Here is a 20832-nt window from a genome sequence, read left to right as displayed (position 1 = left end):
CGCTGGCAATGGGCGACTGGCTCTCCCGCGGCTCGCGCGATTTCCGTTAGCGGTTGCCGGTAGCCTGACACGCATGGCCAGCGTGACCTCCCCAGCGACCCCCACCGTGCTCTCCACCAACATTGCGCGCCCCGTCCCGGATCCGGGCGGGCTGAAGCGGCAAAGCGGCATCAACAAGATCCCGGCGGAAAAGATCGACGTGATCATTCCGGGACCGGACTACGGCGACGGCTCCGGTATCGCAGGCGACCACATCGGCGACACCAAGCACCACGGCGGCCAGCAGAAAGCGGTCTACGCCTACTCACGCGAGCTGCTTGACCAGTGGGGGCGCGAGCTCAGCCGCGAGCTGCCGAACGGTGCGTTCGGCGAGAACCTCACCACCTCGGGCATTGTGTGGGCGGACGCGGTGATCAACCAGCGCTTCCAGATCGGGGAAGCGGAACTGGAAGTCAGCGTGCCGCGCACCCCGTGCCGCACATTCGCGCAGTGGATGGGCGAGCGCGCGTGGGTGCGCCGCTTCACCGAGGCGGGGGACTGCGGCGCCTACTTCCGCGTCATTCGGGAGGGGGTGGTCCGGGCAGGTGACGTGATCGCGGCCAAGCCTGCCCCGTCGCACGGTTTCACCATGGGTGAGGCGTTCGCCGGCTGGATGGGCGACGACCAGCTTGCCCGCAAGATGTGGGAGCTGAACATCCTTCCGCCGTTCTACCAGCAGCGTTGGGACAAGCGCTTCGGTTAGATCCCGCCTGCGAAACCAAGCTGGCGCCACGCCTCGAACACCGCGACCGACGCTGAGTTGGTCAGGTTCATCGAGCGGCGTCCCGCGACCATCGGGATGCGCAGCCGGTCGGTCACGCGCGGGTGGTGCGAGTGCTCCTCCGGCAGCCCGGTCGGCTCAGTGCCGAAGAGCAGCGCGTCGCCCCACTCGTACGCCACATCCTGGTAAAACGTGGTGGCTTGCGTGGTGAACGCGAACACGCGCGCGTCCGGCAGCGCAGCCAGGCACGCATCGAGGTACTTATGGATCTGCACGTCCGCCAGATCGTGGTAATCCAGGCCCGCACGTTTTACGTGCTTGTCGTCGAAGTTGAAGCCGAGCGGCTCAACCAAGTGCAGCACGGCGCCCGTGTTCGCGGCGAGGCGGATAGCGTTGCCGGTGTTTCCGGGGATGACGGGGTTGTCGAAGATGATGTTCAGGGGGCGCACGGGGGTTAAGTCTAGAATCGAGGGCGTGACTGCGATCAAACTGGACGGAAAACTTTACCGCGAGGAGATCTTCGCTGATCTCAAGGAACGCGTCGCCGCGCTCAAGGAGCGCGGCATCACCCCGGGGCTTGCCACGGTGCTCGTCGGCTCGGACCCCGCCAGCCAGAACTACGTGCGCATGAAGCACAAGGACTGCGAGGAGCTTGGCATTGCTTCGATTCAAAAGGAGCTGCCGGAGGATACGACGCAGGAGGAGCTGGAGCAGCTTATCGACGCACTGAACAACGACCCAGCCGTCACCGGATACATCGTGCAGCTGCCCCTGCCGAAGCACCTCAATGAAAACCGCGTCCTCGAGCTGATCGACCCAGATAAGGACGCCGACGGTCTGCACCCGGTGAACCTGGGCAAGCTGGTGCTCAATGAGCCGGCGCCGCTGCCGTGCACCCCGAACGGCTCGATCAAGCTGCTGCAACGCTTCGGTGTGGAGTTGAACGGCGCGATCGTGTGCGTCATCGGCCGCGGCGTGACCGTGGGCCGGCCGATTTCGCTCATGCTCACCTCCCGCGGCGTCAACGCCACCACCGTGCTGTGCCACACCGGCACGAAAGACCTGGCCGCGGAAACGCGCCGCGCGGACGTGATCATCGCCGCCGCCGGCAAGCCGCACATGATCACCGCGGACATGATCAAGGAGGGCGCCGCGCTTCTCGACGTCGGCGTTTCCCGCGTCGACGGCAAAACCGTGGGCGACCTGCACCCGGATGTGTGGGAGAAGGCCGGCTGGGTCTCCCCGAACCCGGGCGGCGTGGGCCCAATGACCCGCACGTTCCTTGTGCGCAACATTGTGGAGAGCGCCGAGCGCCAGGCTGCGCAGTAACAACCGTGACGCATCCGACCCTGGACAACCCGCACGACCGCGGCAACGCGGCCTCCCCGCTGCCCAGATGGGCGCAGCGGGCGATGTGGGTGCTGCTTGTGGTCGGGGTGCTTGCCTCCGGCGTGTTCGCGGCCACTGAACACTGGCGCCGCGCCACATTTACCCTCGGCGCGTCGATGGTGTGGCTCGCGCTCATGCGCCTGACCTGTGACTCCCGCGAAATTGGGCTCGTCGCCGTACGCTCTCGGCGTTTCGATGCCGTGTTCGCCTCCGCGCTAGGTGCCGCGATGATGTGGCTCGCGTATTCCGTCGACGCGCTCGGGTCGTAGGAAAGTTCATCGAGTCGTAACTTTAAAGTAATTGACATATTACTATTGACCGTTATCATGCCCCGAGTGATTTTGGAAGGTACGAACCAAGTCTCCCTGCGCGGCGTGCGGCGCGAGTTTGCGGACGGCACCGGTCTGCACGAGACATCGCTGGATATCAAGAAAGGCGAGTTCGTCTCCATCCTCGGCCCGTCCGGCTGCGGCAAGTCGACGCTGCTTCGCTGCATCGCGGGCCTCGAAACCCCGGACGCTGGTGTGATCGAGTTCGCCGGAAGGGAAGTTTTCGGCCCCTCCGTCAATGTTCCCGTGAACAAACGCAACCTGTCCATGGTGTTCCAGGACCTTGCGCTGTGGCCGCACATGACTGTGGCCAAGAACGTCGAGTTCCCGCTGACCACCGGCAGCCAGAAGGTGGCTAAGTCCGAGCGTGAGGCGCGCGTCGCCCGCGCGATGGACATGGTCGGCATCAGCTCGAAAGCGCAGCAGCGCCCGAACCAGCTTTCCGGCGGCCAGCAGCAGCGTGTGGCCATCGCGCGTGCGCTGGTGTCCGACCCGGAGCTTTTGCTTATGGACGAGCCGTTGTCCGCCCTCGACGCCGCCCTCCGAACCCAGATCCGCTCGGAGCTGACCAAACTCGCCTACGAGTTGAACCTCACCGTGATCTACGTGACCCACGACCAGGCCGAAGCGCTGGCCATGTCGGACCGTGTCGCGGTCATGAACGCCGGCAACGTCCGCCAGTTTGCGGACCCGGTGGAGATGTACGACCATCCGGCCGACGCGTTCGTTGCCGGCTTTGTCGGCGTGACCAACACGCACGACCGTCTTCCGGCGAACCGGCCGGAAGATGTGCAGGTGACCCCGCTCGATGGGCAGCCGCCGGAGCCCCTTCCGGCGGACTCCATCGTCGGCGAGGTGGTGGAGAGCCACTACACCGGCGGTCGCTACGACATCCGGTGCACTGTTCCCGGCGCGGACGAGCCTTGGCTCGCCTACACCCGGCACCGCCTGGGCCGCGGCGACCAGGTTCTCCTGACCGTCAACGCCCGTTGATTGTTTCCCCTGTTTGACCAGAAGAAGGATTGTCATGAAGAAGTTTGCTTCGGCCGTTCTCGGCCTGTCCGCCGCGCTCACCCTCGCGGCCTGCGGCTCCGTCGAGTCGAACGACACCGCCACCCCGACCAGCGGCGCAGCTGACTCGAACGCTACCGCCGCGGAGTGGAAGGCACCTGAGGGCCTCTCCGGCTCCATCGACTACTACTCGGCGAACCCGCAGGGCCTGACCGACGCGCTTGTGGAGGCTTTCCAGGACCGCACCGGCGTCACCGTCAACGTCTTCGCCGGCACCACCGGCGACATCACGGCCAAGATCAAGGCTGAAGAGGCTAACCCGCAGGCCGACGTCGTCTACCTCGCATCCTGGAACGCTGCCTCCAAGCAGGCCGAGTCTGGCGCACTCGAGGCGTACGCGCCGGAGAACATTGCGGACGCCAACGCTGACTGGAACGCCTCCGACGACACTTTCCACGGCCGTGACGGCTCCGCTCTCGCCCTCGTTGCCAACACCGACGTTGTCTCCGACATCCCGACCGACTGGGAGGACCTGACCGACCCGAAGTACAAGGACCAGGTCATCATGCCGGACCCGCGCGAGTCCGGCACCGCGGCCGATTTGCTTGCCGCGATGGTGTCCGAGTGGGGCGAGGAGAAGACCTGGGAGATGTTTGACAAGCTCTTCGACAACGGCATGATCGTCCAGGGTGCTAACGGCCCGGCCCTCGATATGGTCACCTCCGGCTCGAAGGGCATCGTCTTCGGTGGCGTTGACTACTCGGCCTACTCCGCACAGGGCAAGGGCGAGCCGCTCGAGGTTGTCATCCCGTCCTCCGGCACCACCGTCACCCCGCGCCCGGTCATGATCATGAAGACCACCGACAACATGGATGCCGCTAAGGCGTTCGTCGACTTCATGTTCTCCGAGGAAGCGCAGCAGATCTCTGCGTCCAAGAACATGATCCCGGCGAACAAGAACGTCGAGCCGAAGAACGGCCCGGCGCTGAAGGACATCAAGCAGATCTCCGACGACTGGTCCGCGATCTCCAAGGAGTCCAAGAACATCCGCGAGCAGTTCGCGGATCGCTACCTGAAGTAAGTAGGACACCGCGCTCATGAGGACGAAAGCGAAGCCCAACGCCGGGCTCTACCTGGTGCTGGTCATCTTGCTCATTCTAGTAGCGGCACCGCTGTTCTCCGTGCTGGTGACAGCGGTGACCGGCTACCGGGGTGAGGACTCCGCACTGGACACGCTGCTGCGCCCGGAGATGCTCCGCATCATCGGCAACACGGTGTGGCTTTCCGTCCTCGTCGTGTTCTTCTCGACTCTCTTCGCCGCGCCGCTCGCCTTCTTCCGCGCATGGACGCCCATGCGCAAGGCGGGCTGGGTCGAGGTGATGGTCATGATCCCGTTCATGACCCCGCCGTTCGCTGCGGCGCTGGCGTGGATGGATTTCACGCGCCTGCGCGGTGTTGCCGACATGCTGCTGGGGGAGACCGCTGGCTCCGCTGTGCGCTCCGCCGTCAACTCCGTGTGGGGAATGGGCTTCGTTATGGCGGCGGAGCTGTTCCCCTTCCTGTATTTGATTCTGCGCAACGCACTCGCCTCCATCCCCGCCTCACAGCTCGAGATGGCGCAGGTCGCCGGCGCCAGCCGCTGGCAGCAGTTCACCCGAGTTGTCGCCCCGATGGTGCTCGGCCCGTACTCGCTCGGCGCGCTGATCGTTTTCATCAAAGCCGCGGGCGAGTTCGGCACCCCGGTTACGCTCGGCAACGCGATCGGTTACCAAGTCCTCGTGTCGTCGATCTACCAGGATGTGACGATTGATCCGCTGAACTTTTCGCAAGCGGCGGCGTCGTCAAGCGTGCTCTTTGCCCTCGGTGTGACCGCCTGGGCTATTCAGCAGTGGGCAGGGCGCGGCGGCCTTGCAAGCGGCGGACGCGTCTCTCGGCCGGTGTCGTTGCGGGTCTCGCGCGCTGGGATGGTGCTGGCGTGGATGTTCACCGCGGTGGTGTTCATCCTCACCGTGGCGATTCCGTACATTTCGATCACGCTTGCCGCGATGACGATCCTGCGGTCGAAGCCGCCAACACTGGACAACCTCACCTTCGACTACTTCGGGATCGTGCTGTCCATGCCCTCGGGTCAGGAGGCGCTGACCCGCTCGATCATCCTTGGCGCGATCGGTGCTACGACCGCAGTGATTTTGGCGCTGGCCGTCACTGTGCTGACCATGCGGCGCACCTCGCTGCCCGCGAAGCTCAGCGACTTTTTGGCCGTCGCGCCGGACACCGTGCCCGGCATCGTGCTCGCCATCGGTTTCATCCTGCTGTGGAACTCGCCGCGTCTGCCGTTTACGCCGTACGGCACTCAGTTCATCTTGGTGATGGCATTTACCGTGCTCTTCGTGCCTATGGCGGTGCAGAACATCAAGACGTCCGCGGCGTCGATGTCGCCTACGCTTTCTGAGGCCGCGGCTGTCGCGGGCGCGACCCGCGGGCAGTCGTTCTGGCGCATTACGCTGCCGATGCTCGCACCGGGCATTTTCGCTGGCTGGTTGCTCGCGTTCTTCGTCGGCATCCGCGAACTGGTGATGTCGTCGCTGATCCGCCCGACCCGCATCAACCTGCTTGCGCCGTGGATCATGAACCAGTTTGAGCAGGGCCACCGCGCCGAGGCAATGGCGATGACGCTCATCGGCGTCGGCACCTCCACTGTGGTGCTTGTGCTGATCCGCTGGTGGCAGTCGCGCGGCGCCGCGCAGGTGCAGTAGGAGCTAGATGTCGTAGGCGCCGCGGGCAACCGCGAGGTCGTGCGCAGACGGCGTGTCTCCTGTCAGCGCGATGAAGTTTCGCAGAATCCTGTCCATCTGGCGCGCCTCCACCAAAAACGCATCGTGCCCGACGGGGGATGACAGCTTTGCCATCGCGAGGAGGTTTCCCAGATTGCGGGAGATGTGTTCCTGCTGGTGGTAGGGGTAAAGAATATCTGTGTCCACACCAACGACCATGGTGGGCACCATGGAGCTCGCCAGCGCTTTGTTCAGCCCGCCGCGTCCGCGGCCGACGTCGTGGCGGTTGAGCGCTTCGGTGAGGGTGACGTAGCACGCGGCGTCGAATCGCTCGGTGAGCTTCTTCCCCTGGTGCGCGAGGTACGACTGCACCGAGAAGCGCTGCGCATCGTCACGGTAGGCCCCGAGCGGGTTCTCTCCCGGTTGCGCGGAGGTGCCGAACCGCTCGTCGATCTCCAGCTCGCCGCGGTAGGTCAGGTGGGCGATGCGGCGCGCGGCAGCGAGTCCTGCGTCGGGGGAGCGGCCGGTACCGAAGTAGTCTCCGCCCTGCCACGCCGGGTCTTGGGTAATTGAGGTGATCTGGGCGGACTGGATGCCGATCTGCCACGCGCTGGCGCGCGCCGACACGGCGAGGACGAGCGCGAAGTCAACCTGGTCGGGGTAGAGCAGCGTCCACTCCAGGGTGCGCGCGCCGCCCATGGAGCCGCCGATGACGGCGTGGACGCGACCGATCCCGAGCTTGGTTATGAACGCCTGCTCAGCCCGGACCATGTCGCGGATGGAAACTGCGGGGAAGCGCGACCCCCACGCGCCGCCGTCTGGGTGTTCGCTCGCGGGTCCCGTCGAGCCGTAGCAGGAGCCGAGCACGTTGGTGCAGATCACGCACCACTTGTCGGTGTCCAGCGCCTTACCGGGGCCGACCGCCTCGCACCACCACTCGGCGGCGTTCGAGTCGCCGGTGAGCGCATGCTCCACCAGCAGAATGTTGTTCTTGCCGTTCAGGTCCCCTTTGCGCGCTCCCCAGCGGCGGTACGCGATCTCCACATTGGGTATGCGGACGCCGGCTTCGGTGACAAGATCCCCGATGCTGATCGTGGCGAGCTCGCCCTCTGCTGCAAGGTGGGCCATGGGTGAAAAATCTAGTTGCTGCGGCACCGATACTGAACCGAGCTGTCTGTTATGGGGAGATGGCCTGCCGTTTTGGTTGAATAAATTTTCCAGACGGAACCAGTGGGGGAGTGGTGGCGTCTGATAGCTATGGCTGTTGATTGGGACCAACGGAAGTCGGAACTGAGTTCGCTCATCGTCGATCAGCGCAAACACACGCACCGCGGGCCGAAACTGGGCGACGTCGTGCAAGTCGGCGTGGTGACGTTCTTCCCGGCGCGCGAGTGGCAGGGGCTGCAGTATCACGAACGCCGCTACGTGGAGGAGAAAGCGGCCGCTATGGAGAGCAACGCTGCAGTCCTGCTGGGGCGCTCCGCCGCGCGAATGCACGGCCTACCGGGATGGTGGCCGCGGAACTTGAAACAATGGGTCGGCGCAAAAACATCAAGACAGCGCGAGAGTGGTTGCGCCACGCAACTGCGTTGTCAGACTCGCAGTACGAGTCCTACCCCGAGCGCTGCTGATCGCCGCGGGGATCTTGGGTACTGAGGCCCAAGTGGAAGTCAGGGGGTACCGCGTCGACCTGCTTATCGACGGCTGGCTCGTCATCGAGATAGACGGCAACGTCAAGTACAAGGACCCCGATGCGGAACGCGTCCGCCAAGCTGAATTTCTGCGGCAGAAACGTCTCAGCAACGAGGGGTACTACTTTCTTCGTTACACGCCCGAAGACATTCGCCGGAGCCCTCGCTCGTTCGTTGATGAGGTGAAGAGCACTTTGTGGTGGACGCCAATCGGGTGTCTAGAAGTGCGGGTTTGGAGGGCGATCCACTGTGCTGCCGCGCCACCCCGCCCAGAACAAAAAGCCCCGAGGCGGGGCACCTGCACCCCGCCTCGCGGCTCCATGCGGTGAACGCGATGCCGCAGCGGAAACTTACGCCTTCAAACCGTCGATGATCTTGTTGAAGGTCTCGGACGGACGCATGACCGCGGAGGTCTTCTCCTCGTCCGGCCAGTAGTAGCCGCCCAGGTCTGCGGCGCCGCCCTGTGCGTTCAACAGCTCGGCGTCGATCTGCTCCGCGTTGGCGCGCAGCTCCTCGGCGACCGGCGCGAACTTCTCAGCCAGCTCGGCGTCCTCGGTCTGCTTCGCCAGCTCCTCTGCCCAGTAGGTCGCGAGCCAGAAGTGGGAACCGCGGTCGTCGATCTCGCCGACCTTGCGCGACGGGGACTTACCCTCGTTGAGCAGCGTCTCGGTAGCGCGGTCGAGGGCGTCGCCCAGCACGCCGGCCTTGGCGTTGCCGTTCTGGTTCAGCTCGTGGCGGAAGGACTCTGCCAGTGCGAGGTACTCGCCGAGGGAGTCCCAGCGTAGGTGGTTCTCCTCTTCAACCTGCTGGACGTGCTTCGGCGCGGAGCCGCCGGCGCCGGTCTCGAACAGGCCGCCGCCAGCCATCAGCGGGACCACGGAGAGCATCTTCGCGGACGTGCCCAGCTCGAGGATCGGGAAGAGGTCCGTGTTGTAGTCGCGCAGCACGTTGCCGGTGACGGAGATGGTGTCCTCGCCGCGGCGGATGCGCTCGATGGAGGTCTTTGTGGCCTCGACCGGGGACTGGATGGAAATGTCCAGGCCTTCGGTGTCGTGGTCGCCCAGGTACTTCTCCACCAGGGAGATCAGGTTGCGGTCGTGGGCGCGCTCCTCATCCAGCCAGAAGATGGTCTTCATGCCGGACAGGCGTGCGCGGTTCACGGCGAGCTTGACCCAGTCCTGGATCGGGGCGTCCTTGGTCTGGGTGGCGCGCCAGATGTCGCCCTCCTCGACCTCGTGGGAGAGCAGGACATCGCCTGCGGAGTTGCGGACCTCGACGGTACCGGCGGCTGGGATCTTGAAGGTCTTGTCGTGGGAACCGTACTCCTCGGCCTTCTGTGCCATGAGGCCAACGTTCGGCACGGTGCCCATGGTGGTCGGATCGAATGCACCGTTAGCGCGGCAATCATCGATAACGGCCTGGTACACGCCGGCGTAGGAGGAATCCGGGATGGTTGCCAGGGTGTCCTGCTCTTGGTCCTCGGCGTTCCACATGTGGCCGGAGGTGCGGATCATCGCCGGCATGGACGCGTCAATGATCACGTCGGACGGCACGTGGAGGTTGGTGATGCCCTTTGAAGAGTTCACCATCGCCAGATCCGGGCCGTCTTCAAGCGCCTGCGTGAACGCGGCGCGGATCTCCTCGCCGTTTTCCAGCTCGGACAGGCCGTCGAGAATCGCGCCGAGGCCATTCTCGCCGTCGAGGCCGGCTGCGATGAGCTCCTCGCCGTACTTGTCGTAGACGTCCTTGAAGTACGCGCGCACCACGTGGCCGAAGATGATGGGGTCGGAGACCTTCATCATGGTCGCCTTCAGGTGCGCGGAGAAAAGCACGCCCTCCTCTTTCGCGCGGTTCACGGCGCCCAGCAGGAACGCGTCGAGGGCGCGCGCGGACATGTAGGTGGCGTCGATCACCTCGCCCTCCTGCACCTTGAGCCCGTCCTTCAGCACCGTCTCGTCGCCGTCGGCCTGAACCAGCGCGATGGTCAGCTCGTCGGCTGCCGGCATGATCACGGACTTCTCGTTGTGACGGAAATCGCCAGCGTCCATGGTCGCCACGTTGGTCTTGGAGTCATCAGACCATGCACCCATGGAGTGCGGGTGCTTCTTGGTGAAGTTCTTGACGGCCTCCGGGGCGCGGCGGTCGGAGTTGCCCTCGCGCAGCACCGGGTTCACGGCGGAGCCCTTCACCGCGTCGTACTTCTCCTGCGCATCCTCGTAATCGGGGATGTCGAAGCCGGCGGCCTGCAGCTCAGCGATAGCCTTCTTCAGCTGCACGAGCGAAGCGGAGATGTTCGGCAGCTTGATGATGTTGGCCTCCGGCGTCTTGGCCAGCTCGCCCAGCTGCGCGAGAGCGTCGTCAATGTGCTGCTCGTCGGTCAAGCGGTCCGGGAACTGCGCGAGGATGCGACCGGCAAGCGAAATGTCGGCGGTTTCCACGTCGATGCCCGCCTGGGACGCGAACGCCTCCACGATCGGCTTCAGCGAGTACGTGGCGAGCAGCGGTGCCTCGTCGGTGCGGGTCCAAATGATCTTAGACATATAGCTCCTTTGTTTTGTTCAGACTTCAACCCTCAAGCGTACCGGCTTGGTCCCGCCTGTAGGGTCGAAACTCATGAGTCTGACCATCGCCAGCGTCAACGTCAACGGCATCCGCGCCGCCACCAAAGTGCGCAACGAGGTCAACCCGGGAATGCTCGCCTGGCTCGAACAGACCCCCGCAGATGTGGTGCTGATGCAGGAGGTCCGCGCCACGGAAGCGGAGGCCGCCGCAGCGCTCGCCCCCGCGCTCGAGCAGGGCTGGCACCTCGAGGTCGCGCCGGCGGCAGCGAAGGGTCGCGCAGGCGTCGGCATCCTGTCGAAGCTCCCGCTCTCACGGGTTGAGGTGGGGATTACAGGCTTCGAGGATGCAGGGAGGTTCATCAGGGCTTCGCTTGACGACGCCACCCAGATCGCCTCCCTCTACCTCCCCTCAGGATCCGCCGGGACGGAGAAACAGGACGAGAAGTACCGCTTCCTCGATGCCTTCGAACCACTACTGGAACAGTGGTCGGCCGAGTACCCGGACATGGTCATCGGCGGCGATTGGAACATCTGCCACCGCCGCGAAGATCTGAAGAACTGGAAGACGAACCACAAGAAGTCCGGTTTCCTGCCGCACGAGCGCGCCTTCATGGACGCTGTCTTCGGTGCCTTCCCGGACGAGGAAGCGCAAGACCTCGAACTGAAGTCCGCACCGGGCTGGGCGGGCGCTGTCGATTACGCCTCCGACGCGCCGGGGCGCTGCGCCTGCGACAACCCGAACTGGTTCGATGTGGCCCGCCGGTTAAACCCGGACGACGCCGGCTACACGTGGTGGACGTTCCGCGGCCAAGCCTTCAATAACAACGCTGGGTGGCGCATCGACGTGCAGGCCGCCACCGCGAACATGCTCGAGCGTGCCCAAAGTGCGTGGGTGGATAAGGCTCCCACGGTGGAGGAGCGGTGGTCCGACCACGCCCCGCTGTTGGTCGAGTACCGCTAAGCGCCAGGGGATAGTATCTGCAGCCCGGCTTCGTTAGCTGCCTTCAACATGCGCTTGTCGTAGGCAATGAGGGTGTCCGCCTGCATATCCAAGGCAGTCGCGACGTGTAGGGCATCCAGGGATCTCAGATGCCGGCCCGGAAGTAATCCGGCTTGGTTGAAAACAGGTCGGTCGATCTGAACGACGTGAAACTTCCGCAGCAGGTTGGAGACGAGCTGCTGGGTGAGATTCTTTTCGCGCTGCGCCGCACGTCGCAACTCGGTCATGCATGTTTCGTGTCGCTGCAACCAACTGCGGAGACTCGGCCTCCCTCAGCAGCAGTTTCAGGGCGGCGGACGTGTCAAAGTACCAGGCGACCATAGCTTCCAGTTGCTAATCGCTCCGCAGTGCGGCCAGAATTTCTTCGGAACTGAGTTCGCCGTCGGCCATGTCGTCGACACTGAAACTGGCGGGCTCCGTGGGTGGGGTGATCACGAGGCGGCGCGTTCGCACATCGCGCGCTTCCTTACCTGCCCGTGCCCCAGCTCGCCCAGCCACGGTCCGACTAGTGCGGTACGTTCCCGACACAGACTTTTTAATCTTTACCGACCTGCTGTTCATACGCACAGGGTGTAGAGCTAAGTCGGGGCGGAGGGAATAGTAACTGCGGGAGCCAATTCCTGAACATCGTTCAACTAAGGCGCTACACTGCCACACATTCCCTGTTGTTGAACGGCGTTCAGGAGTACCCATGACTGCACCAGTTGAAACCAAAGACATCCTCGACATTGCCCGCGAGAAATGCCTCGAGCGCGGCGAGGGCCTGAACCAGGACGAAATCCTGCAGGTGCTGCAGATTGAGGACGACCGCCTCCAGGAACTGCTGGACCTCGCCCACCAGGTGCGCATCAAGCACTGCGGCGTGGACGTGTCACTTGAGGGCATCATCTCGCTGAAGACCGGCGGCTGCCCGGAGGACTGCAGCTTCTGCTCCCAGTCCGGCCTGTTTGAGTCGCCGGTGCGCGCCGTGACGCTGAACATCGCCGAGCTGGTGGAGGCCGCGAAGCAATCCGAGAAGATGGGCGCGAGCGAGTTCTGCATCGTGGCCGCGGTGAAAGGCCCGACCGACGAGCTGCTGGACCAGGTGGCCGAGGCTGTCACCGCCATCACCGAGGAAGTGGATATCTCCATTTCCGCGTCCCTGGGCATCCTCACCCGCGAGCAGGCGCACCGCCTCGCCCAGATGGGCGTGATGCGCTACAACCACAACTTTGAAACCGCGAGGTCTTTCTTCCCGAACGTGGTCACCACCCACACCTGGCAGGAGCGCAAGGACACCCTCGAGCACGTGCTCGCGGAAGGCATGGAGACCTGCTGCGGCGGCATCATCGGCCTCGGCGAGACCCTGGAACAGCGCGCGGAGTTCGCAGCCCAGCTGGCTGAGATTACGCCGCACGAGGTGCCGATGAACTTCCTCGATCCGCGCCCGGGCACCCCGTTCGCGGACCGCCCGTTGGTCCCGCAGGGCGAGGCGCTGCGCGCAGTCGCCGCGTTCCGCCTAGCCATGCCGTCGACCCAGCTGCGCTTCGCCGGCGGCACCGAGCTCGCGCTTGGGGACGACGGCACCGAGCAGGGCCTCCTCGGCGGCGCCAACGCGATTATCGGCGGCAACTACCTGACTACCTTCGGCCGCCCAATGGAGAAGGACCGCGACGCGGTTGACCGCGTGATGGATTCCAACCTGAACCTCTCCATCACCCCGGTGGGCCAGAAGCAGAACTCCGGCCACGGTGCGCTGTACGACACGCTGAAGTCCCTTTAATGCGCGTCCCCGATTCGACGGAGCTGGCCGACGCCGTGCTCAGCGGCGAAATCCAGCTCCCCCTCGATCCGGCGCGCCCCTACGACGCACCGCGCATTTGCCCCCTGTGCGGCCGCCGCATGGTGGTGAAAATCAGCCCCATGGCGTGGGAGGCGTGCTGCTCCCGCCACGGGCTGCTGCGCTCGGAGTGGCTGGAGCGGTAGGACCAAGCCTGTTCACAGTTAAAGGTCCAACTGGATCCGAAGGGCCCAATCAAGCTCAGATATTTGCTGATGGGAGAGTTGTGCGATGCGCCGGCTAAGCCGGTGCACGGAAACCGCTCTGATTTGCTCCGGTTGAGTTTTCGAGTCCAGCCGGAGGCCCGTTTCGTCAGCATCGAGCAGCGTCTGAAAGGGGTAGACGTTGGTGGTGTTCGAAGTAATCGGCACCGCCGTCACTACGCCTCCGTGGATGGCCGCGCTCTGGTTGGCGAGATCGTTGCTGACTATTACTGCTGGCCAGGTTTTATTGGCTTCGTGACCAACGGTCGGCTCAAAGTCCACCAGATAAATTTCACCCCTGAGCATCTGCGAGTCCATCTCCGGATACGACATCCCATTGTTCAGCTTCGGCTTTCCACGTGGGATCGCTGAAGCAGGAATCATAAGCACGAGCTAGGGATTCGCGCTGGAGCGCCCGGATTGCTGCTCTCACCCCCTGGGAGCGAGTCTGAAACTTATATTCCGAGACCAGAGCATCGAGCGTTAATTTTGACAACGTCAGTCATACCAAGAAACGTAGCCGCCACCGGGAATTGCGGTCTAGGGCTGTGCGCGCCCACTCATCGCACAAAGCTACGCGTGCGGGCGAACACAATCGCACACGCCGCCAGCACGATGCTTGCACCGAGCGTGACGGCAATGATGTAGGAGGTGGTGTGGAACGGAGCGAACGGATCTTCCGTTACCACACCGACTAAGACACCGACGAAGCTGCCGATGAACAGCGCGCCCATCAGTAGCCACAGCATGCGAGTGTCTTTTGCAAGACCGACTGCGAGGCCGACCAGCGCGATCGTGAGAAAGATGACGAAGTGGAACAGCAGGGTCAGCGCGGCCGAGGATGCGTCTTGCGCCGCCCCTTCGACGAGGTAGGGCTCGCCGTTACCGTCGATCCAGAGCATCGGCTCGCCGTTGGTGATGATGAACGGGTCGTACCACAAGTAATACGGACTGTGCGCTTGGTGGTACACCGCGGATGCGGCCGTTAGCGGCGCGAGCACAACCGCCGCCACCAGCGCCGTCAACACCGCCGAGTTCATCCAGCGGTTGAAGCTGGCCCCGAGCTGATTCAACGCTGGCCAATTCGCTGCGCCGGCCGCGAAGAACAGGCACAGAGCGGCGGCGCTCGCCATGGTCCACAGGCCCCCGTCGCCGAAAGCGAGGCGGCCGAGGGGAGCGACCAGGCACAACAGCACGAACCCGCCCAAGTAGATCGCCGGTTTGAAGGGGCTGAGGAAGAGTTTCATCGTGCGGTCCTTTCGGTGGCCATGAGGTCAATCAGTTCGGCGTCGTCCGGGTAAGAAATGGGCAGGTGGCACTCCTCATCGCGGAGGGGTTCGGCGAACGTGGCGCGCGTTGTCGGGCCGAGGCTGGACAATTCGGCGACGGGGAAGCGAGCGGCCAGCTCCTCTATCTCGGCGGTGGGGCCCGTGACCGTGGGGAAGCACAGACGCGCGTCATCCAGCGCCACCGGGCGCGAGACCTCACGGCCGAACACCTGAATCACGTGCGTGGCCAGGCCCGCGAAGTCCTCCGGCCGGTGCGACGCCATAATCACGGTGCGTTCCGGGCTTTCCGCCAAATAATCGATGAGGCGTTGGCGGACCTGTTTGCGCGTAGCGACGTCGATGCCGTCAAAGGGTTCGTCGAGAAGCAAAAGCTCTGCGCCCGTGGCCAGCGCGACCTCGATGGTGAGCAGTCGGCGCTGACCTACGGAAAGGTTCTTGATGCGCGCGTCGGGGAAATCCACCCGCGACATGGGGCGGGCGGTGCGGGCGGCGCGCAGATGATCGCCCACCGTGGTGCCCGCGAACTTTGCATCCGCACCCGCGGGGACGAATGCAGCGTGCGGGCCCATCAGCGAATGGAGGTAGTAGGTTTTGCCTGCGGCATTCGGCCCGACCAGGGCGTAAAAACCGGGGGTCAGGTTCATCGGTTGCGCTCCTTGGCAATCATGTCGGTCAGTTCTTCCGTAGTGAATCCGAGCTGGTCGGCGGCGTGGACAAAGGGTTCAACGAAATCCCGGGCAAACGCTTCACGACGAGTGCTTAACACCTGCTCCCGCGCCGAATCCAGCACGAACATGCCGAGGCCGCGACGCTTTTCCAGCAGGCCCTCGTTGAACAGCTCGGTGAGCGCTTTGGCCGAGGTGGTGGGGTTCACAGAGTGGTAGGCGGAGAGCTCGTTGGTGGACGGCACGCGGTCGCCCGGTGCCAGGGTGCCGGCACCGATCATGTCGCGGAGCTCGTCCGCAATCGCTTGGTATATGGGTTTACCACTCATGTGGGTAACTATAGAACTGGTGGGGCGTTCGTGTCAATGAAAAAACCAGGCCGTCACTCGGAAGTGAAGGCCTGGAATGGGGTTAAGGGTCTACGAAAGCTCGAAAGCGGCGAGTTCGCGGATCTTCGGAGTAATCTCGACGCGGCCCTTACCTTCCTGCTCGCGCTTGACCATGAGCTTCGCCGCCGCGATTTGGCCGCGTGACGGGCGATGTCCGGTGCTCCTTTGAGTGGCCCGAGATGAGTGTGTCGGAGTTGGCATTGTTCCTCCCTTCCGGCTCTTTCATCGACCATCCTAGATTGAATTACTAGTTCAGGGAATGTCGTTAACCTCATCGTGACCAAGCGCCGTTTTCTAGGGGAGCTGAGATGTGCGCTCGCTTGAACTTGCCTTTTGAAGCATCCCAGGCTTCCGAAACTGGTGGCACCCCATGTGCTGAAATACTAGTGAGCTTGGATGTGATGTCCATGGATAGACTGATGCGCATGACAAAGCAGCGCGTCCTCTCCGGCATTCAACCCACGGCGGATTCCTATCACCTCGGCAACTACCTTGGTGCGCTGAAGCAGTGGATTGACCTGCAGGACAACTACGACGCGTTCTACTTCATCCCGGATCTGCACGCCATCACCGTGGAGCAGGACCCGGAGGAGCTGCGAAACCGCACCATCGCCGGCTGCGCGCAGCTGATCGCCCTGGGCATCGACCCGGACAAGTCGACGCTGTTCGTGCAGTCGCACGTCCCGGCGCACGCCGAGCTGACCTGGATCCTGCAGTGCCTGACCGGGTTCGGTGAGGCGAGCCGCATGACGCAGTTCAAGGATAAAAGCGCCAAGCAGGGCCAGGACCGCACCTCGGTGGGCTTGTTCACGTACCCGATGCTCATGGCCGCCGACATCTTGCTCTACTCCCCGCAGCTTGTGCCGGTGGGGGAGGACCAGCGTCAGCACCTCGAGCTCACCCGCAACCTGGCAGAGCGCTTCAACGCGAAGTATGGCGAGACGTTCGTGGTGCCCGACGGGTTCATCCCCGAAGGCGCGGCGAAGATCTACGACCTGCAGGAGCCGACCGCAAAGATGAGCAAGTCGGGTGCGAACCCGAAGGGCATTATCAACCTGCTCGATGAGCCGAAGACATCCGCCAAGCGCATTCGCTCCGCGGTGACGGACGCCGACGGCGTGATTGCCTACGACAAGGAGAACAAACCCGGTGTGTCCAACCTCCTGGTGATCCAGTCGGCGCTGACGGGCACGCCGATCGACGACATCGTCGCAGGGTACGAGGGGCAAGGCTACGGGCAGCTCAAGGTGGACACGGCGGAAGCGCTCGAGGCGTTCACCACCCCGCTGCGCGCTCGTTACGACGAGCTGATGAGCGACCGCGGCGAGCTCGAAGCGATTCTTGCCCGTGGCGCGGAGCGCGCCCGCGAGGTTGCGGAGCCGTTGCTTGAAGACGTCTACGGCAAGGTTGGTTTTCTCGCCCCCAAGCGCTAGGCGCCGCCGGTGCTCTACGATGTAACTCCGGCATACGTAGGGCCTCGAAGAGGCACAGTGAACGGGAAGGGACGCCGATGGCAACTTCTACCTCGCCTCGAAAGGCATACACCGACGACCACGGCATTGAGCGCGCCACGAAGAAGCAGAAAAAGGGCGCGGCCGACGAGCTGAAGCAGAAGGCACCGGCTGTCGGCCACTTGATGCGCATGCAGGAACGCTTCGGTTCCGAGGGCGGCAACCAGTTCGCAGCCGGCATCACCTACTTCTCGGTGTTGGCGCTGTTCCCCCTGCTGATGCTGATGTTCGCCGGACTCGGTTTCTTCCTCAACGCCCGGCCTGAGCTGATGCAGGAGATCCAGGACCAGATCACCCAGAACCTTGAAGGGGAAGTGGGCGACAAGGTCAATGAGCTGGTGCAAACTGCGATCGATCAGCGTGGCGCGGTTGCCGGTGTTGGTTTGCTCACCACCTTGTGGTCCGGTTTGAACTGGATGAACCACCTACGCGTCGGCATTTCCGCAATGTGGGGCATCGATGCGAACGAAGGCGGGAACTTTGTGATGAAGAAGCTCTGGGACCTGCTTGGCCTCATCGTGCTCATCATCTTGTTCGTTGTCGCGTTCGGTGTCACCGCAGTCGGCACTTCCGGGTGGACTACCCAGCTAATGGCGCACTTCGGCCTGGGCGACTTCCCCGGTTCCCGCTTCGTGGTCTGGCTGGTTGGTCTTGCCGTGGGTGTCTTGGCCAACTTCATCGTCATGGTTTGGATGATGATCTACATGCCGCGCACCGACGTACCAGTGAAGTCGGGCCTGAAGGGCGCGCTGCTCGGCGCCGTTGCGTTCGAGCTGATCAAGCAGTTCGCGACCGTGATTGTCAGCTCCGCCACCGGCAACCCGGCCGGTGCGATTTTCGGCCCGATCATCGCGCTGATGGTAGTGCTGTACCTGATCTGGCGCGTGGTGCTCTACGTCGCGGCGTGGACCGCCACCACCGAGGAGTCGCTCAAGGCTGCCCCGGCCGATGCACCGGAGCCCGCCGTGATCAACGTGCGCGCCGGTGCAGCTGCCTCGCAGCACACCAACACCGGTGCAGCTGTGGGTGTCGGCGCGGCGCTCGGCGCGATCGGCGTTGGCATCGCCTCACTGCTCACCCGCAACTAGCGGCGCCCGAGCCCGCCGAGCCGCCTGCTGAGCCAGGCCGCTAAGGCGGCCAACACCGCGACACCGGCAACAATCGCAACCGGCAGCCACGTCTCCCGTGGGCCGGTTGCGGTTTCTTTTTCCGGCTCCTCGGTCACCGGAGCCGGCGTGGTTGTGGGGCTGGGCTCGGGACTCGGCTCCGCCGCGGGGGCGTTCAGGTTTGCCACCGACGCCGCGGGCGAGATCGGGTACGCGGCGTGGAGGAGCATTTGCGCTTGCTGCCACGCGCCGTGGTCCCACGCTGTGGTGTCCAGCACGACGGCCAGCAGCCGGCGTCCGTCGTGGTCGACCGCGCCGACGAACGTGTGGTTCGCGTCGTCGGTGTAGCCGGTCTTGCCGCCGATGCCGTCCGGGTCGTACAGGTACAGGTGGTTGTCGTTCCAGAGCTTGAACCCGGGTAGCTCGTCGAAGCCGGGGAAGTCGTAAGACTCCGTGTCGGCGATCTCAGCGAAGACCGGGTTGGTAAACGCCTCGCGGTAGGCCAGCCCCATGTCCCACGCGGAGGTGGACATGCCGGCGGCGTCGAGGCCCGAATAGGACGCTGCCCGGGTATCGGTCATACCGAGCTCCGCGGCCAAGGCGTTGACCTTGCTCAGCGCCACCTCATCGCCGCCGAGCTTTTGGGCGAGCGCGTGCGCGCAGTCGTTGCCGGAGTTTAAGATCAGCCCGTAGAGCAGATCGCGGACGGTGTACTGGCCGCCTGCGCCAATCCCAGCTGCGGATCCCTCCTGATTTGCTGATTCGGTGGAGACATCCACCGCGTCGTCAAGCGGAAGCTCCTCAATCACCACAAGGGCGAGCAGCACCTTAATGATGCTGGCGGGCCGGTAGCGCCCGTGCGGGTCTTTCATCGCAACCACGTCGCCGGTGTCCAGATCTGCCACCAGCCACGCGGAAGCGACCACCTCCTCCGGCACGTTGTAGCCGTCGGCCGCGGTGATGCCGCACGGCCCGTCGTAGGTCGCGGCCAGCGGGGTGGGGGAGCTCGCCGCGCGCTCGGAGGTGGAAACCGGTTCCGGCGGCCAGGTGGCCTGCGGGCAGGCATCGGTGTCCGGCGCGTGCTCGCGGCTCGGGGGCAACCATTCGGTCGTCGTCGTGGTTGCGGTGGTCGCTTGGGCTAGAGGACTCAAGCACAGGCTTATCGACGCCACCATCAACGCCCCCGCCGCTCTTTTCATCTACTCGTCTTCCTGGTTGTAGCGGGTGACAAGGCGGTCGATGAGCTCGTCGGTTAAGGCCTCGTCGGCAAGAATGATATCTAGCATGTCGGCGTTCACCGCCTCGGTCTCGGCCGGGTCGGGCTGCGGCGCGTCGTCGTAGGAGTCGCCGGCGAAGTCCACGCCCACGCCGTCGAACAGGCCTTCCTCAACCAGCTCCTCCGCGGCCGCAGCGGCGATGATCTCCGCGTCGATGGCGGGGAACTGGTTGGTGAACTCGTTGAGGAACTCGTCCGCGTCGTTGCGCGCGTCCACCGGCCGCTTGCCCTTGCGGATTTCGGCCTCGATGCGGCGCTGCAGCGCCTTTTCCATCTGCTTGTGGCGCCACGACCGGACGGTCTTCGGCTCGAGCTCGCGTGCTACGGCGCGCGACTTGTGCTCGGCCTTCTTGGCCAAGTGGGCGACCTGGGTCGCAGTCGCGTTCACCGGTGCGAACTCTGGATCTTGACTGATGCGCCAGTTGCCGTAGTAGCCAAAGAGGAACATGACGAAGCTGACCACGGGGCCAACGACCATCGCCACGGCCAAATATCCGGTCGCGTTGCCGATCAAGGTAATCACCGCGCATGCCACTGCCGGGATCACGGTGGGTTGGTTGCCGCCGAAGACCGACGGCTCGCGGCCCATCACCACGTCGCGGATCATGCCGCCGCCGGTGGCGGTGAACACACCCATCATGATGGTGGGAAGTGTAGGAAGGCCGTACTGGATCGCCTTCGATGCACCGGTAGAAGCCCACAGCGCGGAGACCAGTGCATCACCGTGCGACTGCAAAAACTCCCAGGCGCGGCCTTTGAAGTAAGTGAATCTGGCGATGAGGGCGCCGGTGAACGCGAGGATCAAGTATTCCGGCTGGCTCATCGCGGCGACGGTGCCTTGGTTGATCAGGACGTCGCGAAGCATGCCCCCTCCGAGCGCCGAGAGCATCGCGATGAAGAAGAACCCAACGATGTCGTACCCCCGCTGGCGGGCGAGCGTGCCGCCGATGATGCCCATCAGCAACACGCCCGAGACATCCATCCAGCGGTAGATAGAGCTGATGAGCGGGTCGACCTGGTCCACTGACATAGGTCGAAATTGTAAAGGTGCCACGTTTC

Annotated in this window: 23 protein-coding genes; 12 read left to right on the top strand and 11 right to left on the bottom strand. The window is 64.1% G+C overall.

Features of this window, described 5'->3' with window-relative positions; genetic code table 11:
* Nucleotides 1-73 precede the first annotated feature (73 nt).
* On the top strand, nt 74-742 hold the full coding sequence (locus tag V6D40_RS02575) for an MOSC domain-containing protein (protein WP_334288799.1): 669 nt from the start codon (nt 74-76) through the stop codon (nt 740-742).
* Here the strand turns inward: V6D40_RS02575 and V6D40_RS02570 are convergent.
* Entirely contained in the window at nt 739-1209 is a 471-nt protein-coding gene (locus tag V6D40_RS02570; protein ID WP_334288798.1) for a tRNA (cytidine(34)-2'-O)-methyltransferase, read from the bottom strand. The two genes, V6D40_RS02575 and V6D40_RS02570, sit on opposite strands and share 4 nt — an antisense overlap.
* 25 nt (nt 1210-1234) lie before the next feature.
* Here V6D40_RS02570 and V6D40_RS02565 point away from each other — a divergent pair, with 25 nt between their 5' ends.
* The 5 genes from V6D40_RS02565 to V6D40_RS02545 all read left to right on the top strand — a co-directional run bounded on the left by V6D40_RS02565 (nt 1235) and on the right by V6D40_RS02545 (nt 6245).
* Entirely contained in the window at nt 1235-2089 is an 855-nt protein-coding gene (locus V6D40_RS02565) for a bifunctional methylenetetrahydrofolate dehydrogenase/methenyltetrahydrofolate cyclohydrolase (protein ID WP_334288797.1), read from the top strand.
* Between the two features lie 5 nt (nt 2090-2094).
* The gene (locus V6D40_RS02560) at nt 2095-2418 is read left to right on the top strand and encodes a DUF3017 domain-containing protein (RefSeq protein WP_334288796.1); all 324 of its coding nucleotides are present in this window, start codon (nt 2095-2097) and stop codon (nt 2416-2418) included.
* A 66-nt stretch (nt 2419-2484) separates the two neighbouring features.
* Complete coding sequence (locus V6D40_RS02555; protein WP_334288795.1) at nt 2485-3471, top strand: ABC transporter ATP-binding protein; 987 nt, start codon at nt 2485-2487, stop codon at nt 3469-3471.
* Nucleotides 3472-3505: 34 nt separating this feature from the next.
* Nucleotides 3506-4570 (top strand): ABC transporter substrate-binding protein, encoded by a 1065-nt coding sequence (locus tag V6D40_RS02550; RefSeq protein WP_334288794.1) that lies wholly within the window; start codon nt 3506-3508, stop codon nt 4568-4570.
* A gap of 16 nt (nt 4571-4586) precedes the next feature.
* Entirely contained in the window at nt 4587-6245 is a 1659-nt protein-coding gene (locus V6D40_RS02545) for an ABC transporter permease (protein ID WP_334288793.1), read from the top strand.
* Nucleotides 6246-6248: 3 nt separating this feature from the next.
* On the opposite strand, the gene metX is transcribed toward V6D40_RS02545, so the two are convergent.
* On the bottom strand, nt 6249-7391 hold the full coding sequence (gene metX, locus V6D40_RS02540) for a homoserine O-acetyltransferase MetX (RefSeq protein ID WP_334288792.1): 1143 nt from the start codon (nt 7389-7391) through the stop codon (nt 6249-6251).
* Nucleotides 7392-7830: 439 nt separating this feature from the next.
* On the opposite strand from metX, the gene V6D40_RS10865 reads away from it, so the two are divergent.
* Nucleotides 7831-8283, top strand: a complete 453-nt coding sequence (locus V6D40_RS10865) for a DUF559 domain-containing protein (RefSeq protein ID WP_442891877.1) — start codon at nt 7831-7833, stop codon at nt 8281-8283.
* A 21-nt stretch (nt 8284-8304) separates the two neighbouring features.
* On the opposite strand, the gene V6D40_RS02535 is transcribed toward V6D40_RS10865, so the two are convergent.
* On the bottom strand, nt 8305-10494 hold the full coding sequence (locus V6D40_RS02535; protein WP_334288791.1) for an NADP-dependent isocitrate dehydrogenase: 2190 nt from the start codon (nt 10492-10494) through the stop codon (nt 8305-8307).
* 73 nt (nt 10495-10567) lie between these two features.
* Between V6D40_RS02535 and V6D40_RS02530 the strand changes: the two genes are divergently transcribed.
* The gene (locus V6D40_RS02530; protein WP_334288790.1) at nt 10568-11476 is read left to right on the top strand and encodes an exodeoxyribonuclease III; all 909 of its coding nucleotides are present in this window, start codon (nt 10568-10570) and stop codon (nt 11474-11476) included.
* Here the strand turns inward: V6D40_RS02530 and V6D40_RS02525 are convergent.
* Complete coding sequence (locus V6D40_RS02525; protein WP_334288789.1) at nt 11473-11742, bottom strand: type II toxin-antitoxin system VapC family toxin; 270 nt, start codon at nt 11740-11742, stop codon at nt 11473-11475. The genes V6D40_RS02530 and V6D40_RS02525 overlap by 4 nt on opposite strands.
* 464 nt (nt 11743-12206) lie before the next feature.
* On the opposite strand from V6D40_RS02525, the gene bioB reads away from it, so the two are divergent.
* Both bioB and bsaP read left to right on the top strand, forming a co-directional pair.
* A complete protein-coding gene (gene bioB, locus V6D40_RS02520; RefSeq protein WP_334288788.1) occupies nt 12207-13277 on the top strand; it encodes a biotin synthase BioB in 1071 nt (356 codons plus the stop codon).
* Complete coding sequence (gene bsaP / locus V6D40_RS02515; protein WP_334288787.1) at nt 13277-13480, top strand: biotin synthase auxiliary protein BsaP; 204 nt, start codon at nt 13277-13279, stop codon at nt 13478-13480. The genes bioB and bsaP overlap by 1 nt, the downstream gene beginning before the upstream one ends.
* Nucleotides 13481-13498: 18 nt before the next feature.
* Here the strand turns inward: bsaP and V6D40_RS02510 are convergent, their stop codons facing one another.
* The 5 genes from V6D40_RS02510 to V6D40_RS02490 all read right to left on the bottom strand — a co-directional run bounded on the left by V6D40_RS02510 (nt 13499) and on the right by V6D40_RS02490 (nt 16081).
* Nucleotides 13499-13843, bottom strand: a complete 345-nt coding sequence (locus V6D40_RS02510) for a type II toxin-antitoxin system PemK/MazF family toxin (protein WP_334288911.1) — start codon at nt 13841-13843, stop codon at nt 13499-13501.
* A gap of 254 nt (nt 13844-14097) precedes the next feature.
* Nucleotides 14098-14784: a hypothetical protein gene (locus V6D40_RS02505; RefSeq protein WP_334288786.1), complete on the bottom strand. Its 687-nt coding sequence runs from the start codon at nt 14782-14784 to the stop codon at nt 14098-14100.
* Nucleotides 14781-15470 (bottom strand): ATP-binding cassette domain-containing protein, encoded by a 690-nt coding sequence (locus V6D40_RS02500; protein ID WP_334288785.1) that lies wholly within the window; start codon nt 15468-15470, stop codon nt 14781-14783. The genes V6D40_RS02505 and V6D40_RS02500 overlap by 4 nt, the downstream gene beginning before the upstream one ends.
* On the bottom strand, nt 15467-15820 hold the full coding sequence (locus V6D40_RS02495; protein ID WP_334288784.1) for a GntR family transcriptional regulator: 354 nt from the start codon (nt 15818-15820) through the stop codon (nt 15467-15469). The genes V6D40_RS02500 and V6D40_RS02495 overlap by 4 nt, the downstream gene beginning before the upstream one ends.
* A gap of 90 nt (nt 15821-15910) precedes the next feature.
* Nucleotides 15911-16081: an RNA helicase gene (locus tag V6D40_RS02490; protein WP_334288783.1), complete on the bottom strand. Its 171-nt coding sequence runs from the start codon at nt 16079-16081 to the stop codon at nt 15911-15913.
* A 224-nt stretch (nt 16082-16305) separates the two neighbouring features.
* Between V6D40_RS02490 and trpS the strand changes: the two genes are divergently transcribed.
* Both trpS and V6D40_RS02480 read left to right on the top strand, forming a co-directional pair.
* Nucleotides 16306-17313 (top strand): tryptophan--tRNA ligase, encoded by a 1008-nt coding sequence (gene trpS, locus V6D40_RS02485; protein ID WP_334288782.1) that lies wholly within the window; start codon nt 16306-16308, stop codon nt 17311-17313.
* Between the two features lie 77 nt (nt 17314-17390).
* Complete coding sequence (locus V6D40_RS02480) at nt 17391-18479, top strand: YhjD/YihY/BrkB family envelope integrity protein (protein WP_334288781.1); 1089 nt, start codon at nt 17391-17393, stop codon at nt 18477-18479.
* On the opposite strand, the gene V6D40_RS02475 is transcribed toward V6D40_RS02480, so the two are convergent.
* Both V6D40_RS02475 and V6D40_RS02470 read right to left on the bottom strand, forming a co-directional pair.
* Nucleotides 18476-19696, bottom strand: coding sequence for a serine hydrolase (locus V6D40_RS02475; RefSeq protein WP_334288780.1), 1221 nt, complete (start codon nt 19694-19696; stop codon nt 18476-18478). The genes V6D40_RS02480 and V6D40_RS02475 overlap by 4 nt on opposite strands.
* Nucleotides 19697-20803 carry a trimeric intracellular cation channel family protein gene (locus tag V6D40_RS02470; protein WP_334288779.1) on the bottom strand — a complete coding sequence of 369 codons (1107 nt, stop codon included), beginning with the start codon at nt 20801-20803 and terminating at the stop codon, nt 19697-19699.
* Between the last annotated feature and the right edge of the window lie 29 nt (nt 20804-20832).

The organism is Corynebacterium sp. Marseille-Q4381, from assembly GCF_036881695.1.
In the GTDB taxonomy this organism is placed as follows: domain Bacteria; phylum Actinomycetota; class Actinomycetes; order Mycobacteriales; family Mycobacteriaceae; genus Corynebacterium.
Note: the sequence above shows the minus strand (reverse complement) of the source record. Positions and strands in the feature narration are given on the sequence as shown.